This window comes from Pseudomonas sp. JZ134, assembly GCF_051027695.1.
Classification (GTDB): domain Bacteria; phylum Pseudomonadota; class Gammaproteobacteria; order Pseudomonadales; family Pseudomonadaceae; genus Chryseomonas; species Chryseomonas luteola.
Genome location: NZ_CP069250.1, coordinates 1608814 through 1623492 on the forward strand (window position 1 = coordinate 1608814; position 14679 = coordinate 1623492).

The 14679-nt window shown below is 54.9% G+C and carries 16 protein-coding genes and 1 pseudogene; 6 read left to right on the forward strand and 11 right to left on the reverse strand.

The features are described 5' to 3' along the window. From dnaQ to nudC, 4 genes are all read left to right on the forward strand, one after another. Positions 1–744: a DNA polymerase III subunit epsilon gene (gene dnaQ / locus JQR86_RS07510; RefSeq protein WP_122042235.1), complete on the forward strand. Its 744-nt coding sequence runs from the start codon at positions 1–3 to the stop codon at positions 742–744. A 280-nt stretch (positions 745–1024) separates the two neighbouring features. Then, positions 1025–1837, forward strand: a complete 813-nt coding sequence (locus tag JQR86_RS07515) for a crotonase/enoyl-CoA hydratase family protein (RefSeq protein ID WP_404624736.1) — start codon at positions 1025–1027, stop codon at positions 1835–1837. 36 nt (positions 1838–1873) lie between these two features. Then, positions 1874–3562: a ferrous iron transporter B gene (locus tag JQR86_RS07520; protein ID WP_074823979.1), complete on the forward strand. Its 1689-nt coding sequence runs from the start codon at positions 1874–1876 to the stop codon at positions 3560–3562. Continuing rightward, positions 3559–4389, forward strand: a complete 831-nt coding sequence (nudC, locus tag JQR86_RS07525; RefSeq protein WP_239382847.1) for an NAD(+) diphosphatase — start codon at positions 3559–3561, stop codon at positions 4387–4389. The genes JQR86_RS07520 and nudC overlap by 4 nt, the downstream gene beginning before the upstream one ends. Here the strand turns inward: nudC and JQR86_RS07530 are convergent. From JQR86_RS07530 to JQR86_RS07540, 3 genes and pseudogenes are all read right to left on the reverse strand, one after another. Beyond that, a pseudogene (locus JQR86_RS07530) lies at positions 4357–5126 on the reverse strand (TSUP family transporter). The gene nudC and the pseudogene JQR86_RS07530 sit on opposite strands and share 33 nt — an antisense overlap. A gap of 82 nt (positions 5127–5208) precedes the next feature. Continuing rightward, positions 5209–5973: an SDR family oxidoreductase gene (locus JQR86_RS07535; protein ID WP_407361967.1), complete on the reverse strand. Its 765-nt coding sequence runs from the start codon at positions 5971–5973 to the stop codon at positions 5209–5211. 50 nt (positions 5974–6023) lie between these two features. Continuing rightward, complete coding sequence (locus tag JQR86_RS07540) at positions 6024–6335, reverse strand: SCP2 sterol-binding domain-containing protein (RefSeq protein WP_010794854.1); 312 nt, start codon at positions 6333–6335, stop codon at positions 6024–6026. Positions 6336–6579: 244 nt separating this feature from the next. Here JQR86_RS07540 and sohB point away from each other — a divergent pair, with 244 nt between their 5' ends. Both sohB and JQR86_RS07550 read left to right on the forward strand, forming a co-directional pair. Continuing rightward, positions 6580–7605: a protease SohB gene (gene sohB, locus JQR86_RS07545; protein ID WP_407361966.1), complete on the forward strand. Its 1026-nt coding sequence runs from the start codon at positions 6580–6582 to the stop codon at positions 7603–7605. Between the two features lie 38 nt (positions 7606–7643). Next, positions 7644–8636, forward strand: coding sequence for a YhdH/YhfP family quinone oxidoreductase (locus tag JQR86_RS07550; protein WP_434154623.1), 993 nt, complete (start codon positions 7644–7646; stop codon positions 8634–8636). 46 nt (positions 8637–8682) lie between these two features. Here the strand turns inward: JQR86_RS07550 and JQR86_RS07555 are convergent, their stop codons facing one another. The 8 genes from JQR86_RS07555 to JQR86_RS07590 form a co-directional block, all read right to left on the reverse strand. Continuing rightward, positions 8683–9183, reverse strand: coding sequence for a DUF934 domain-containing protein (locus JQR86_RS07555; protein WP_010794851.1), 501 nt, complete (start codon positions 9181–9183; stop codon positions 8683–8685). Then, on the reverse strand, positions 9167–10825 hold the full coding sequence (locus tag JQR86_RS07560) for a nitrite/sulfite reductase (protein ID WP_312510284.1): 1659 nt from the start codon (positions 10823–10825) through the stop codon (positions 9167–9169). Before JQR86_RS07560 ends, JQR86_RS07555 begins: the two co-directional genes overlap by 17 nt. A gap of 204 nt (positions 10826–11029) precedes the next feature. Further along, positions 11030–11434: a 3-phosphoshikimate 1-carboxyvinyltransferase gene (locus tag JQR86_RS07565; protein WP_150347090.1), complete on the reverse strand. Its 405-nt coding sequence runs from the start codon at positions 11432–11434 to the stop codon at positions 11030–11032. A gap of 126 nt (positions 11435–11560) precedes the next feature. After that, complete coding sequence (locus tag JQR86_RS07570; protein WP_434154852.1) at positions 11561–12010, reverse strand: hypothetical protein; 450 nt, start codon at positions 12008–12010, stop codon at positions 11561–11563. Next, on the reverse strand, positions 11989–12213 hold the full coding sequence (locus JQR86_RS07575; protein ID WP_125888328.1) for a hypothetical protein: 225 nt from the start codon (positions 12211–12213) through the stop codon (positions 11989–11991). The genes JQR86_RS07570 and JQR86_RS07575 overlap by 22 nt, the downstream gene beginning before the upstream one ends. 103 nt (positions 12214–12316) lie before the next feature. After that, positions 12317–13357, reverse strand: a complete 1041-nt coding sequence (locus JQR86_RS07580; RefSeq protein WP_407361965.1) for an RNA methyltransferase — start codon at positions 13355–13357, stop codon at positions 12317–12319. Positions 13358–13402: 45 nt separating this feature from the next. Further along, positions 13403–13864, reverse strand: coding sequence for a DUF1456 family protein (locus JQR86_RS07585; protein ID WP_150347094.1), 462 nt, complete (start codon positions 13862–13864; stop codon positions 13403–13405). Positions 13865–13910: 46 nt separating this feature from the next. Next, complete coding sequence (locus JQR86_RS07590) at positions 13911–14627, reverse strand: rRNA pseudouridine synthase (protein ID WP_407361964.1); 717 nt, start codon at positions 14625–14627, stop codon at positions 13911–13913. Between the last annotated feature and the right edge of the window lie 52 nt (positions 14628–14679).

Below are 14679 nucleotides of genomic sequence, written 5' to 3' on the forward strand. Positions count from 1 at the left end.
ATGCGTAGCGTAGTACTCGATACGGAAACAACCGGTATGCCCGTTACCGACGGGCACCGAATCATCGAGATTGGTGGTGTTGAGGTTATTGGTCGTCGACTGACGGGCCGGCATTTTCATGTCTACCTCAATCCTGATCGCGAGATTGACGAAGGTGCTATCGCCGTTCACGGCATCACCAGTGAGTTCCTGGCGGACAAGCCGCGCTTTCGTGACATTGCAGAAGAATTCTTTGAGTTTATCAAGGGCGCTGAGCTGATCATTCATAACGCCGCGTTCGACATCGGCTTTATCAATAACGAGTTTCGTCTGCTAGGTGATCGACCTGAGTGGGCAGAGATTACAGATCATTGCACGGTACTCGATACACTCATGATGGCGCGTGGGCGTCATCCAGGTCAGCGTAATAGCCTGGATGCGCTGTGCAAGCGTTATGGAGTGGATAACTCGAACCGCGAGCTGCACGGCGCCTTGTTGGACTCTGAGATCCTGGCCGATGTTTATCTGGCCATGACCGGTGGGCAGACCTCTCTGTCTCTTGCCGGGCAGGGGCAGGAAGGTAATGGAAATGACAGCGGTATCAGCCCGATTCGCCGTCTGCCAGTGGACCGTGCCAGGACGCGAGTCATCAAGGCAAGTGAGGCTGAATTGGCTGATCATGCTGCGCGTCTGGCTGCCATTGAGAAATCTGCAGGCGCCCCAGCGTTATGGGCTCAGATGGAAGAGCAAACCACCCAGCATTGACCTCTTTTATACCTTGGCGGTTTAGGTGAACTGCCAAGGTTGTTTCCCTATCGCTATGTCTTCGCAGCTGAACAGTTCCTGTCAAAATGTCACGCAGACGCTCGGAAACGCCTGTTTGGCACATCAGTGCAAATATTTCGAATTATCAACTGAACTGTATTGCTTTATGATGTGACTAAAGTCGCAGTATGAGTAGCGGCATATCGCTATCAAGGCAAGGCGGCTTTTGATTGTCCGCTACCCCGTTTTCGAGAATCGTTCCAGCTTGGAAGAGGAGCAGATGGAAGAATTCAGCGCGTTCCGTCTTGAGCGTGTCGATAAGGTCGCTCATGTGATTATCAATCGACCCGAAAAGATCAATGCCATGAACGCCGAGTTCTGGCAGGAGATACGCAGTCTCTTTCATTGGGCCGATCAGGAGCGTTCAGTACGGGCCGTTGTGCTGTCAGGCGCAGGTCCTCATTTTTCTTCCGGTATAGACCTTTCGTTACTTGGCGAGACCGCCGGTCAGCTTGGACGTGACGTAGGCCGCAATTCGGAGTTATTACGCTCCAAGATTCTTGAACTTCAATCGTCTTTCAACGCAGTCGATCAGTGTCGCAAGCCGGTTCTGGCTGCTATCCAGGGATATTGCCTGGGTGGCGCTGTTGACCTGATAGCCGCATGCGACATGCGTTATGCCACAGCCGGAGCTCAATTTGCCTTGAAGGAAATTGATCTAGGCATGGTGGCTGACCTGGGCTCGTTGCAACGCCTGCCTCATCTGATTGGTGAAGGCATGCTGCGAGAGCTGGCTTACACAGGGCGATCTTTCAGTGGTGAGGAAGCGTATTCCATGGGGCTGGTCAACCGTATCTATGCAACGGCTGAGCAGATGATGGAAGACGTATTTTCATTGGCGCATACCATTGCTGCCAAATCACCGCTGGCTATACGCGGTACTAAGACGATGATTAGTTATATGCGTGATCATCGGGTAGATGAGGGGTTGGATTACATCGCCACATGGAATGCGGCAATGCTGCAATCAACCGATTTGCGTATCGCATTGGCGGCGCAAATGAGCAGGCAAACTCCGGAGTTTCCGGACTGATGGCAAGCGGATGTAGCGCAGGAGGCGTTTGACGGTATGGTTACCGGAGCGAGAGCACTGAGTCTGGTGCGCGACGAATTGTTCGCGACCATCGATCAGGCTGAACAGAATTTAGAGCGTTTCATTATGGAGCGGCACTGCAGTAGTCTGCTCCAGCGTGCCGTCGAATGCATTCATCAGATTCGCGGTGCCCTGTCCCTTATTGAGCTGGCTGGAGCCGAGCTGCTCGCCCACGAAACATTTGAGCTGGTGACTGACATTCCGGCAGGTGCTGGCGCAGAACGTGACGACCATTTGATGGCGCTCTGTCACGCCCTGCATGTATTGCGTCGTTACCTTGAGCAGTTCCGCAGCCGTTATGAAGAAATGCCGGAGCTGTTACTGCCTGCTATTAACGAGTTGCGTCGCGTGACGGGGCAACCCGCGTTACCTGAATGCTATTTCTTCACGGTCCGGCTGGATCTGCCGCGTAACCCTGTCTCACGTACTGATGACTTGTCTCTCAACGAGCAGCGCGGGCTGGCGCGTCGCATGCGGCAAATGTATCAGATTGGCTTGCTGGGCCTGCTTAAGGAGCAGAACCCCAAGGCGAGCCTCAACTTGATGGAGCGTGCACTGACGCGCCTCGACCATCTTTTATGTGATCAAGCGGGAGCAAGGCTGTGTTGGGTCGGTGCGGCTGCCATTGAAGCTTTTCGAGAGGGCGACCTGCTACTTCACCGGACACGGAAGCAGCTGTTTTCGCGTCTTGACCGTGAGCTCCGTCAGCTGTTGACGGTACCGGAGTACGAACCGCCTCGTAGTATCCTGAAGGATCTCCTGTACCTTATCGCCTTGTCGGAAAGCTCGGGTGCCCGCGCTGAAGAGCTGCGAGAAGCGTTCTCCATCGATACGCTGCCTTATACCGACGCGATGCTCGACAGAGAATATCGCAGGCTGACAGGACCAAGCCAGGCGGTTATGCAATCGCTTTCGCAAGCGATTCATGAAGAGTTGGCAACCGTTAAGGAACTGCTGGATCTTGTAGAACGGCGTGTGGCTGAGCCTGATGCGTATGCCCGACTCTATATCCAGCTGGGTATTCTGGCGAAGACATTGATCATGGTAGGACAGCCTTCCGCGGGTCAAGCCCTGCAAGCACATTTGCCCGTGCTGAATCAGTGGGCCAAAGCCGGAGCGGTGGAACAGGTGCAGCTCGACAATCTCGCCGATGCCATCCTTTATGTGGAAAGCTTGGTTTCCTGTTTTGAGCACGAAACCGACAAGGAAACCTGCCCAGTACCCGCGTCGCCAGGGCAGGAGGGCGAGTCGTTTGGCAACCACCTGTTGAACGAGGCCCAGATGCTGCTGCTGGCTGAAGCCAAGACAGGGCTTTCCAATGCCAAGCAATCCATTTCGGCGTATCTGGACGCCAGGGGTGAAGCCATACACCTGGCCAATGTCCCTGCAACGCTGCATAACGTGAGAGGTGCTCTGTTGTTTCTGGAGCATGCCCGTGCGGCGGAGCTGACTGGTATCTGCGCCCAGTATATTCAGGCGCATATGGTGAATAATTTGAACATGCCGACTGCTTCGCTACTCGAAGTACTGGCGGATGCATTGAGCAGCATCGAGTTCTTCCTTGAAAGCGGTGCAATGGCGTCCCGTTCTGGGCAGCCCGATATCCTCGAGCTGGCTACAGAGAGTGTAAGTGCCCTAGGGTGGAGGCCTGTTGCCGCAGCATGAGTCATTGGGAGCCGGGTTGCCTGGACCTGTCAGGCAGTGTTGATAGTTTGATCATTGTCCATAGTCCGATGGGTTTTCTGACCCGAGAAGACAATGTTCTGTTTTCTCAGAGTTCTCCGTTTTTAAAAGAGCTGACAACATCCGGTATCTACGGCTTGGGCTATTTCGATGGCCAGGCTGTTGCCCTGTATGAAGTCGTGTCTGCTCCCGAGCTTGAGGGTCATGAGTGGCAGCCTCTTCGCCCGTTGATGCTCAAGGCCGAGCATGCCGTCTTCAAGATGTTGGGTTATGCCGCACAGATTGGCACCTGGGCCAATGACCATCGTTACTGTGGCCGCTGCGCCACGCCGACTGTGATCATCAAGGGGCAGCGCGGGCTTAATTGTCCTGCCTGCGGGCTGACCCAGTATCCGCGTTTGTCGCCCAGTATCATTGTGCTGATTACTCGGGGTGATGAAGTCTTACTGGCACGTTCTCCGCGCTTTGCACCGGGCGTTTACAGTACCTTGGCGGGGTTTGTAGAGCCAGGTGAGACCATCGAGGCGTGCGTGGCGCGTGAGGTCAAGGAAGAGGTAGCCGTCGACGTCAAGAACCTGCACTACCTGGGAAGTCAGAGCTGGCCCTTTCCTCACTCATTAATGCTGGGCTTCCATGCCGAGTATGCTGGCGGAGATATTGTTTGCCAGCCGGAGGAAATCGAAGATGCCCAATGGTTCAAGCTGGATAATCTGCCCCAGCTGCCAGCCAAACAGTCCATTGCCCGTTTCCTCATAGAGCTTTATATCGCTCGCAGGCTAGGCATGCCCGAACCAGTGTTGCCAGACTAAACGCGCCGTCAGTGCCAGTACGACTAGAATAAACAGGGGGCGTATGAATTTAGCGCCTCCGGCTATGGCGGTATGGGCGCCCAGGTAGGCGCCAAACATCAGCGAAATACCCATGGTCAGTCCAAGCATCCAGACCACTTGGCCAAGGCAGATAAACACCGCCAGGGCTACGCCATTGCTGACAAAATTCATCGTACGTGCTACGCCGCTGGCCCTGACGAGATCGATCCGGTAGAGAATGAGTGTGCTGATCGTCCAGAAAGCGCCCGTGCCTGGTCCGATCAAACCATCGTAAAACCCCAGTCCCAGCCCTTGTGGCCATTGCCGCTTCCGAGGGATCTGAGCATCAGCATCCAGCGGAGCTTCAGGCAGCCGACCAAACAGCAGGTAGATACCGCATCCGAATACGGCGAGCGGAAGTAGTCGGTCCAGCCAATGTGCAGGAAGATAATGTGCGCCGATTGCACCTACGGCTGCGCCCAGTGCGGTAGCGCTCAGGGCATTTTTCCATTTGAGGGGCGTAAACAGTTTCTTGCGATAGAACGTATAGGCTGCCGTTGCGCTGCCAAAGGTCGAACTCAGCTTGTTCGTACCCAGTACCAAGTGAGGAGGCACGCCAGCAAGGAGCAGGGCGGGAACCGTTAGCAGGCCGCCTCCGCATCGATGAAGCCTGCAAGAAAGGCAACGGCCGCGAGGATAATAAGTGTGATGGGTTCAAGCGCAAAATCATAAGGCATAACTACAGCTCGACAAGACCGCCATCCCGGCGGGGCGGGCCGTATAGTGCCTAATAATGGAGGGGTTAGAAAGCCCAGGCGGTTATGCCAAGAGGCCACCGTCGACGTTTAGGATCGTACCGGTGGTATAGCTTGACGCATCACTGGCAAGGTACAGCACTGCGCCAGCCATCTCGTCCGGTTGTGCGACACGCTTGAGCGGGATCTGCTGAAGCGCCAGATTGAGGATGGAGGGGTTATTGACCAGTGCCGATGCAAAGCGTGTATCGGTAAGGCCGGGAAGCAAGGCGTTGCAGCGGATGCCAAAACTGGCGCATTCCTTGGCAAAGACTTTGGTGAGGTTGATAACCGCCGCCTTTGTGATGGAGTAAACACCCTGCATGAGGCCCGGCGAAACGCCGTTGACCGAGGCTATGTTAATAATGCTTCCGCCCGTGCCGGCTTGGCGCATCAATTTGCCCGCCTCGATGGACATGAACAGATATCCGCGGATATTGACATCAACCGTCTTTTGAAATGCCTCGGCGTCCGTGTCGAGAATATGCCCGAACTGCGGATTGATAGCGGCATTGTTAACCAGGATATCTAAAGAGCCAAAGCGCTCACCGATGTAGATAAACGTCTGCCTGATCTGATCAAGGTCCCCGATATGGCAGGGCATGACGGTTGCCTGACCGCCAGCCTGGATAATCGCGTCTGCAACCGATTGGCAGCCGTCGGCCTTGCGGCTGGATACGATGACATGAGCACCCTGCGCAGCGAGCAAATGGGCGATAGCAGCACCTATGCCGCGGCTTGCGCCAGAGACAAATGCTGTCTTGCCGGTAAGATCGAACGCTGCGCTCATGTCATTTCTCCGCTATAAAAAAGCCGGAGCATGCTCCGGCTTTCACGTGCTTAGTTAGGGAACAATTCGCTGAGCTTCATGGCCAGCATCATGTTGCCTTCGGCGCGAACCTTGCCAGCCATGAAGGCCTGCATGCCATCCGTTTCGCCAGAAACGATGCCTTTGAGCGTGTCGGTATTCATGATGAGCGTGCAATCCGGCTCGTCAGCATTGCCTGCCTTGACGTCGCAAGTCTGATCTTTCACAACCAGGTGATAATTCTCACCATCTTCGATGTCAAACTGATAAGTGAGATCCAGGCCGGCGGCCGCATCAGGATTGAACTTGCTTTTCAGGTTTTCGATGATGTCAGCACTGCTCATATGCGGAATCCTTAGGGGGTCGTACGTGAATGCGGACGCGTCCGCGGTTAGCCCAGCCGCTCATCAGCGGCAATGAATCGAGAGTAGGGTGGCTAGTGTTCGCTGTCAATGGAAAATCATACGGTTGTTTGAATACGCTATAGTTGCCTGGGTGTCCCGCTGGCTGGCAAGCGTAGCCATGAGTATGCTTAGTGGATCAAGAGTCGTGGATGAGCTGAAGGCTTGTCGACAGTAAGGAGAGCATGTGGATTTTTTTGCGGATTACGCCAGTTTTCTAATTAAGACCGTTACGGTTGTTATTGCCATCATAGCGGTGCTGATTTTTATCGCTGCCCTACGCAGTAAAGGCAAGCGTGCTACGGGAGGACACCTTGAAGTCCAGAAACTAAATGATTTCTACAAATCGCTACGGCTCCGCTTGCAGCAGAGCGTCCTTGACAAGGAACGCTTCAAGACGATGCGCAAGGAGGAGGCGAAAGCAGAAAAGGCCAATCGCAAGAAAGGGGCTGCCAAGAGCCACGTCTATGTGCTGAATTTTGATGGCGACATCAAGGCGTCTGCCACTGAGCAACTGCGCCATGAGGTGACGGCCGTATTAACGATGGCAACTTCCAAGGATGAAGTGGTTGTTCGTCTGGAGAGCGGTGGAGGCATGGTGCATGGCTATGGGCTGGCAGCCTCGCAACTGGCACGCATCCGTCAGGCAGGTGTTCCGTTGACGATCTGTGTCGACAAAGTTGCTGCCAGTGGCGGATACATGATGGCCTGTATCGGTGACCGCATCCTGAGTGCGCCATTTGCCATTCTGGGCTCGATCGGTGTTGTTGCCCAGCTACCCAACGTTCACAAGCTGCTGAAAAAGCACGATGTCGATTATGAGGTTCTTACGGCTGGCGAATACAAGCGCACCTTGACGGTATTCGGTGAAAATACGGAAAAAGGGCGCGAGAAATTTCAGGAAGACCTGGAGAAAACCCATGAACTCTTCAAGAACTTCGTGAATCGGTATCGCCCGCAACTGATCATGGATGAGGTGGCCACAGGAGAGGTATGGCTCGGTGAATCGGCATTGGGTAAGCGTCTGGTTGATGAACTCAAGACCAGTGACGAATACCTGTGCGAGCGAGCCAAAGTGGCAGAGCTTTTCCAGGTTCGCTTTATTGAAAGAAAGACATTGCCTGAGCGCGTAGGTCTGTTTGCCAGCGCCACTGTCGACCGACTGGTTACGACATGGTGGGGTAGATTCACTCAGCATCGCCCCTGGCAGTAATGCCCAGGTTTTCAGGCATCACGATTAGGAGACAGTAGATGGATACTTTCAAGGCGCTCTGGATTACGGAAGGCCCTCATGGGGCATTCCAGCAAGAGGTCATCCAGCGCCGTATCGATGAACTGCCCGCTGGCGAGGTGCTGATCAAGGTCTGTTATTCCTCGCTCAATTACAAGGATGCCCTGTCGGCGATTGGTAATCGCGGTGTTACACGACGTTATCCTCATACCCCTGGTATCGATGCGGCCGGTATCGTGGTCGAATCTCAGTCGGATGAGTTTAAAGAAGGCGACGAGGTCATCGTGACGGGGTATGACCTTGGCATGGATACGCCGGGAGGCTTCGGGCAATACATTCGTGTTCCTGCTGCCTGGGTGATCAAACGGCCTGAGGCTTTGTCGCTACGTGAGGCCATGACGCTGGGTACAGCAGGCCTGACGGCTGGGTTGTGTATCGACAAGCTTGAGCATGCAGGCCTTGTACCGGAAGCGGGTACTGTTCTGGTAACGGGTGCTTGTGGTGGTGTTGGAAGCCTTGCCATCAAATTGTTGAGCAAGCTGGGCTATCGAGTAGCGGCTTCCACAGGCAAGCTGGAGCAGGCCGAGTTTCTCCATCACCTTGGCGCACAACAGATCCTGGATCGTGCCACGGTATTAGATGGTATTGAAAAGCCGCTTTTAAAAGAGCAATGGGCCGGCGCGGTAGACACCGTGGGCGGTGACATCCTGTTTAATATCGTGAAGTCCCTGAGCTATGGCGCAAGCGTTGCCAGCTGCGGCCTGACGGCTGGCAGTGGTTTCAAGGCATCGGTCTTTCCGTTCATTCTGCGTGGTGTCAATCTACTGGGTGTAGACTCGGTAGAGTTGCCCCTATCTGTAAAAGCAGCCACGTGGGAAAAGCTTTCGGCAGAGTGGAGGCTGGAGGGGCTGGATGAAATCACACGAGAAGTACCGCTTGATGATCTGCCAAGCACTATCAATCAGATGTTGGCAGGTAAAATGATCGGACGGGCACTCGTCAATCTTCAATGAATACATAGCCTATAAAAAAAGCCCCGCTAATACGGGGCTTTTTTCATCAGGCCAAGCGTCGCCGGAAAAGCGGTTGGGGCTGATCTACACCGCTCTGGTAGGCAACCGTGAAATCGTCCAGGCCTGCCAGGGCTGCTTCTGGATCACGATCTGCACGGATCACATAGGCATCAAAGCCACAACGCTGCATGAAAAAGAGCTGGTCCTGGAGCACATCGCCAATGGCGCGAAGCTCTCCCTTGTAACCAAAACGCTCCCGCAGCAGACGCGCGTAGCTGAAGCCGCGACCGTCAGTAAAGGCCGGAAAATTAATGGCGATTACCTGAAAATGCTCCAGGGAATCAGCAATGCTTTCCGGCTCTTCATCGCTATCCAGCCAAACGCCCAGCCCGCCGTCGCGTGTCGTCAAGGCATGACCATGCTCAAGCCAGAGCGCAGCGGGAATGATGACGTTATCGCTGTTGGGAATTTCCTCGAAGGTGGTTTCCTTTGGCAGCAGGTGCCAGTTATCGGTAACGACCTCACGTCCCTTAATGATTCTTTGCATAGACGCGCTCCTTGAAGGGGTCGATGCCAATACGGCGGTAGGTATCGATGAAACGCTCATCTTCGGTGCGCTGATCGACGTAAACATTGATGATCTTCTCGATCACATCCGGCATTTCGTCCTGAGCAAAGGAGGGGCCCAGGATCTTTGCCAGGCTTGCGTCACGACCGGCATAGCCGCCGAGCGACACCTGGTAGAACTCTTCGCCTTTCTTGTCTACGCCCAGAATACCGATATGGCCTACATGGTGATGCCCGCAGGCGTTCATGCAGCCGGAGATGTTCAGGTCGATATCACCGATATCGAACAGATAGTCCAGATCATCGAAGCGGCGCTGGATCGACTCGGCCACCGGAATGGACTTGGCATTCGCCAGCGAACAGAAATCGCCGCCTGGGCAGCAGATCATATCCGTTAAAAGGCCCACATTTGGTGTCGCAAAACCATTCTCGCGCAGTTCGTTCCACAGCGTGAACAATTGATCCTGACGGACATCTGCCAGGATGATGTTTTGCGTATGGGACGTACGAAGCTCGCCAAAGCTGTAGCGGTCTGCCAGTTCGGCAGCGGTATCGAGCTGCTTATCAGTGATATCGCCAGGCGCTGTGCCGGTGGGCTTGAGGGATAGCGTTACCGCTACGTAACCCGGCTTCTTGTGCGGGAAGGTGTTGCGGCTTCTCCAGCGGGCAAAGCCCGGATTCTCGGCGTCCAGCTTTGCCAAGGCCTCGCTTTGGTTTTCGAGCGCTTCATAAGCCGGATCAACAAAGAACTTGGACACGCGCTCGACTTCTGCTTCGATCAGGGTGCTAGGGCCGTCTTTAAGATGCGCCCATTCCGCTTCGACCTTCTCGGCAAAAGCTTCTTCACCCAGCGCCTTCACCAGGATCTTGATGCGTGCCTTGAACTTGTTATCCCGACGACCATAACGGTTATAGACGCGCAGGATCGCTTCCAGATAGGTCAGTAGATGCTGCCAGGGCAGGAAGTCCTTGATGAACGCACCTACGTAAGGCGTACGGCCTTGTCCGCCACCTACCAACACGCGGAAGCCAAGCTCGCCCGCTTCGTTCTTGACTGCCTCAAGACCAATGTCATGAACCTCGATGGCGGCACGGTCCATCTTGGCGCCGTTCACGGCAATCTTGAACTTGCGTGGCAGGTGGGCGAATTCGGGATGGAAGGTCGACCACTGGCGGATGATCTCACACCAGGGACGTGGGTCGACTAGCTCGTCCGCCGCTACACCGGCGAACTGGTCGGTTGTCGTGTTACGAATACAGTTGCCACTGGTCTGGATGGCATGCATCTGCACAGTAGCCAGCTCGGCCAGAATATCCGGAATCTCTTCAAGCTCAGGCCAGTTGAACTGAAAGTTCTGGCGCGTACTGACATGGGCATACCCTTTGTCGTAGTCGCGAGCGATCTGCGCCAGTTTGCGTACTTGCTTGGTGTTGAGCAGGCCATACGGTACCGCGATACGCAGCATGGGGGCGTAGCGCTGGATATACAGGCCGTTTTGCAGGCGGAGTGGGCGATACTCTTCGCCTGAAAGCTCACCAGCCAGATAACGGCGGGTCTGATCGCGGAACTGCTTGACGCGTTCCTCGACGATCCTCTGGTCGTATTCGTCGTATACGTACATTAAAAATCCTGCTCAGGCTAAGGCTGTGCGCGCACGACTGCGCGTTCTTATCAGATATGCCCACGATAACAGCACCCGTATATGCTTAAAAGTGATGTTTTTTTATATAAAAATCGATTTGGGCGATAAGGGGTGATTCAAGCAGGCATGACAAGGCAGCGCTTGTCCTAGGGTTAAGGGAAGCGCTGTCTTACCAGAGGTGGACTAGTTGAATTGGCTCTTGAACCAGTCCCACACACCAAACGAGAAGTTGGGGAAGATATCGATGTTCAGGGCCGATTTGATCAGATAGAGAATTACCAAGCCAACCGCGACACTAAACAGCAGGAAAACAGCAATCACGAGCGCCTTAGCCATCTGGGACAGCTCATGCTGGCGCCGGGACAGATCACGGCGGTTGCGGCCAACCAGGAACACACAGTAGTACCGCCAGCGCCACAGTTTGAACGTGGCGCGAAGGTCAATCGCATGCTTTCCCCATTGGCGGGCGCCAAACGCAACCTTGAGCGCCTGGAGTTGCTCCTCGGTGAACGACTCTTTCAGGTCGCTGGGCAAGCGCTCCTTCAGGCCTTGAACGAAGGGGTCTTGATGGATATCGATTTCCGGCATCGTACAGATCCTTTTTGCGTCTGCCAGGGCAGAGGCCTTTGAGTAACAGGTTTCCTTCCTGCACAGGACGTGTACAGGCCTATCTCTTCGCACCGGCAGATGAAACACTTTGCCTTAAACGACTGCTTACAAGGCGCTGTCGTAGTAGGTGTACGTGCCGGTAAGTGCGGCTGCGGACTCAACGTAGTGGCTTACATGGGGTGGCATAGCCAGGCCCTTGACCATCGTCAGGTTGCGCAGCGTTGGATAGATCAGTACGTCGTCCCAGCTAAGGGTGTTACCGTTATCTGCCGGTATGGGCAAAACCTTTAGCCCTACAAGCATTTTTTCTGCGCTTTGCTTGTGGAGGGGTATTTCCTCAAGGACCTGCTCAAATGAGCGCTCAATCATCGCTTCCTTGCGCAGCTGAAAATAATCGCGCCCCGATTGGGTTACGAATTCCGGCGGGCTAATCGCAACATTGCGCGGAAACAGCAGGCCATTAATGGCGAGAAGTATGCTGTCGATGCATTCAAGAGTGGTGCTGATATCGGCTCCGGTGCGTATGACACGCTCTAGGTTGCCCAGCTCAGCCAGCTTTCAGGCAATATCAAGACGCTCACCCATGCGGCTGCCATCGTTGAGCTGGAGAATAGGCACCTTTTTGCGCCGATCACATCGAAGCAGGTAGCTTCGTCATCAGTGGAAAGGTAGATCTTCTCGCGCTCGACCTGCTTGTAGTGGGCAACCATATCGGCATGGATGCAGAAGAGGCAATGATCGTGTGGGGAGAGCTTCATGGACATCCTTATTGCTGCGAGCCTGCCTGCGATAAGCAGGCCTCAGGCAAAAAGATGTCCAGGTGTAAAGCGGTACGGTAGTGCCGCCAGGGCGGGGTGGCGCTTAGCGGACCCGCTTGATCAGCCGCTTGTTGTCAACGGTCTGCACGGCGCGCGCTCTAAGTTGCCCGCAACCACCCTCGATATCCTGGCCGGCTGAATTACGGACTTTGGTCAATACACCACGGCTGTGGAGATAGCGGACGATCTCAACGATACGCTCACCGCGTGGCCGCTGGTAATCATCACCCTCCAGGCTGTTGTAGGGAATCATGTTCATAACGGCATACTTGCCCTTGAGCAGGCGCAGGATGCCGTCCAGCTCTTCCTGGTTATCATTGATGCCGGCCAAGAGCGTCCATTGATACTGGATGGGGTAACCTGTTTGGCGAGCATAGGCTTCGCCAAGTTCGACCAGTTCTTCCGGATCTATCCGGGGGGCCTTAGGCAACAGCTGTTGTCTCAGGTCGGCACGGGTCGTGTGAAGCGAGAGCGCTAGGGCTGGACGGACAGTTTGCTGAGGCAGACGCTCAAATACCCTCATGTCTCCTACGGTTGAAAACACCAGGTTCTTGTGGCCGATGCCGCCCTCTGTGCCGAGCAGATCGATCGCTTCCAGTACGTTGTCCAGATTATGGGCCGGCTCGCCCATCCCCATGAAGACCACTTTCTTGACCGACCGGAAACGACGAGCCAGCGCAACCTGGGCCACGATTTCAGCGCTACCCACCTGGCGCAGCAAACCGCTCTTGCCCGTCATGCAGAATACACAGCCCACTGCACACCCCACTTGTGTAGAGACGCACAGACCATCCCGAGGCAACAGTACGCTTTCCACCATCTGTCCGTCGGTCAGCTCTACCAGCAGGCGCGCTGAGCCATCGGCAGCAGGGTGCTCTGATTTCAATCGAGCAAGCCCGTCGAGCGTGCGGGCAAGCTCAGGTAGCCCTTCACGAACGGTCAGCGGCAGAAAGTTTTCCGTTTGCTGATGCCGTGTCCCGGTGTCGAGTGGCAGGCCTCTCAGCCAGGCGCGACTGACGCGTCCGATGTGCATGGGTTTGGCGCCAAGGTCGGCAAGGCGGTTTTGAACGTCGTGGATGCGCATGAAATAAACTACTGATTCATAAGACGGAATGCGGTCGCGGGTGGATCAGCCTCGCACGCGTAACGTCAGGCCCTTCAGGAAATTTCGTAATAACTGATCGCCACAGGTGCGGTAGTTGCTGTGTCCAAACTTGCGAAACACAGCGTTGAGCTCTGGCTTGGTAATAGTGAAGTCTACGGACTGCAAAATCTGCAAAATGTCTTCTTCCCGGAGTTCGAAAGCTACGCGCAGCTTTTTCATCACCAGGTTGTTCGTAACCGGCAGCTCAAGCGGAGGGGCAGGGCGGCTCTCATCCTTGCCGCGTAGGTGGAAGACCAGACCATCCAGAAAGCTGGCCATCAACTCGTCCGGGCACAGCTCGAACCCTGCCTCATCATCTCGCTTGAGAAAGGCGGTAATGTCATCTGAGTTGACCGTTTTGCCAGCCAGTTTAAAGATATCGGCAACCTTCCGGTCATTGATATCCAACATGTAGCGAACGCTGCGTAATACATCGTTATTGAGCATGGGGGTGATCCTTGGATAAGCGTGAAGGACGTAAAGGGCAGCGCGGTTAGAAGCGCTCCTGAAGTGAAAGGTAGCGCCACTGCCCCAAGGGGAGCTTGCCCATCGAAACGCCGCCTATTCTCAGACGCTTCATGCTGACTACCTTTAGCCCAACGCTTTCACAAAGGCGCTGAATGATTCCAGGTGCGGGATTCTTCATGGCGAAACGCAAGCGTGTCTCGTTCTGCCAGCTGACCTTGCAGGCGGGAAGTGTCTGGCCTTTATGGGTATGACCGCGTTTGAGGCGTTCCAGCCCGTTCTGCGCCATCTCACCGCTGACTTCAACGACATATTCCTGCTCAAGCTTGGCGGCATCTTCAGTCAGTTTGCGCAGCGTCCGCCAGTCCTGGCTATAAACCGCCAACCCTTCCGCGCCGGGTTGTAATGCCAGCCCTGGCTTTAAGCGAGCAAAATGCCCCTTGAGCACCGGTCGCTCGCTTGGGTCTTCCGCCCAGTGCGTTTCACGGCTAAGCAGATGCTTGTCAGCGTCTGGCAGTGAGGCGATGCCAGCGGGCTGATAGACCAGAAACGTTACCGGCTCCAGCGGGGTAGCCGAAGCGCCTAGTAGCAATGCCACCGTTTCGGCGTGAATCTGAAATTGCGGCTCGTCGATAACGTTGCCATCGACCGTTACCCAACCCCCTTCGATATACAGCTCAGCCTCACGGCGCGAGCAGCCCAGCAGTTCAATGAGGCGTTTGGAAAGGCGAATGGAGTCAGTCATGAGGAGAGGCAAACGTCAGAAAAGAAGACTAGTTTACCTGGGATGCACGAAA

Coding starts and splice junctions, on each gene's coding strand:
- dnaQ (WP_122042235.1), top strand. CDS start 1: ATGCGTAGCGTAGTACTCGATACGGAAACAACCGGTATGCCCGTTACC.
- JQR86_RS07515 (WP_404624736.1), top strand. CDS start 1,025: ATGGAAGAATTCAGCGCGTTCCGTCTTGAGCGTGTCGATAAGGTCGCT.
- JQR86_RS07520 (WP_074823979.1), top strand. CDS start 1,874: ATGGTTACCGGAGCGAGAGCACTGAGTCTGGTGCGCGACGAATTGTTC.
- nudC (WP_239382847.1), top strand. CDS start 3,559: ATGAGTCATTGGGAGCCGGGTTGCCTGGACCTGTCAGGCAGTGTTGAT.
- JQR86_RS07535 (WP_407361967.1), bottom strand. CDS start 5,973: ATGAGCGCAGCGTTCGATCTTACCGGCAAGACAGCATTTGTCTCTGGC.
- JQR86_RS07540 (WP_010794854.1), bottom strand. CDS start 6,335: ATGAGCAGTGCTGACATCATCGAAAACCTGAAAAGCAAGTTCAATCCT.
- JQR86_RS07550 (WP_434154623.1), top strand. CDS start 7,644: ATGGATACTTTCAAGGCGCTCTGGATTACGGAAGGCCCTCATGGGGCA.
- JQR86_RS07555 (WP_010794851.1), bottom strand. CDS start 9,183: ATGCAAAGAATCATTAAGGGACGTGAGGTCGTTACCGATAACTGGCAC.
- JQR86_RS07560 (WP_312510284.1), bottom strand. CDS start 10,825: ATGTACGTATACGACGAATACGACCAGAGGATCGTCGAGGAACGCGTC.
- JQR86_RS07565 (WP_150347090.1), bottom strand. CDS start 11,434: ATGCCGGAAATCGATATCCATCAAGACCCCTTCGTTCAAGGCCTGAAG.
- JQR86_RS07575 (WP_125888328.1), bottom strand. CDS start 12,213: ATGAAGCTCTCCCCACACGATCATTGCCTCTTCTGCATCCATGCCGAT.
- JQR86_RS07580 (WP_407361965.1), bottom strand. CDS start 13,357: ATGCGCATCCACGACGTTCAAAACCGCCTTGCCGACCTTGGCGCCAAA.
- JQR86_RS07585 (WP_150347094.1), bottom strand. CDS start 13,864: ATGCTCAATAACGATGTATTACGCAGCGTTCGCTACATGTTGGATATC.
- JQR86_RS07590 (WP_407361964.1), bottom strand. CDS start 14,627: ATGACTGACTCCATTCGCCTTTCCAAACGCCTCATTGAACTGCTGGGC.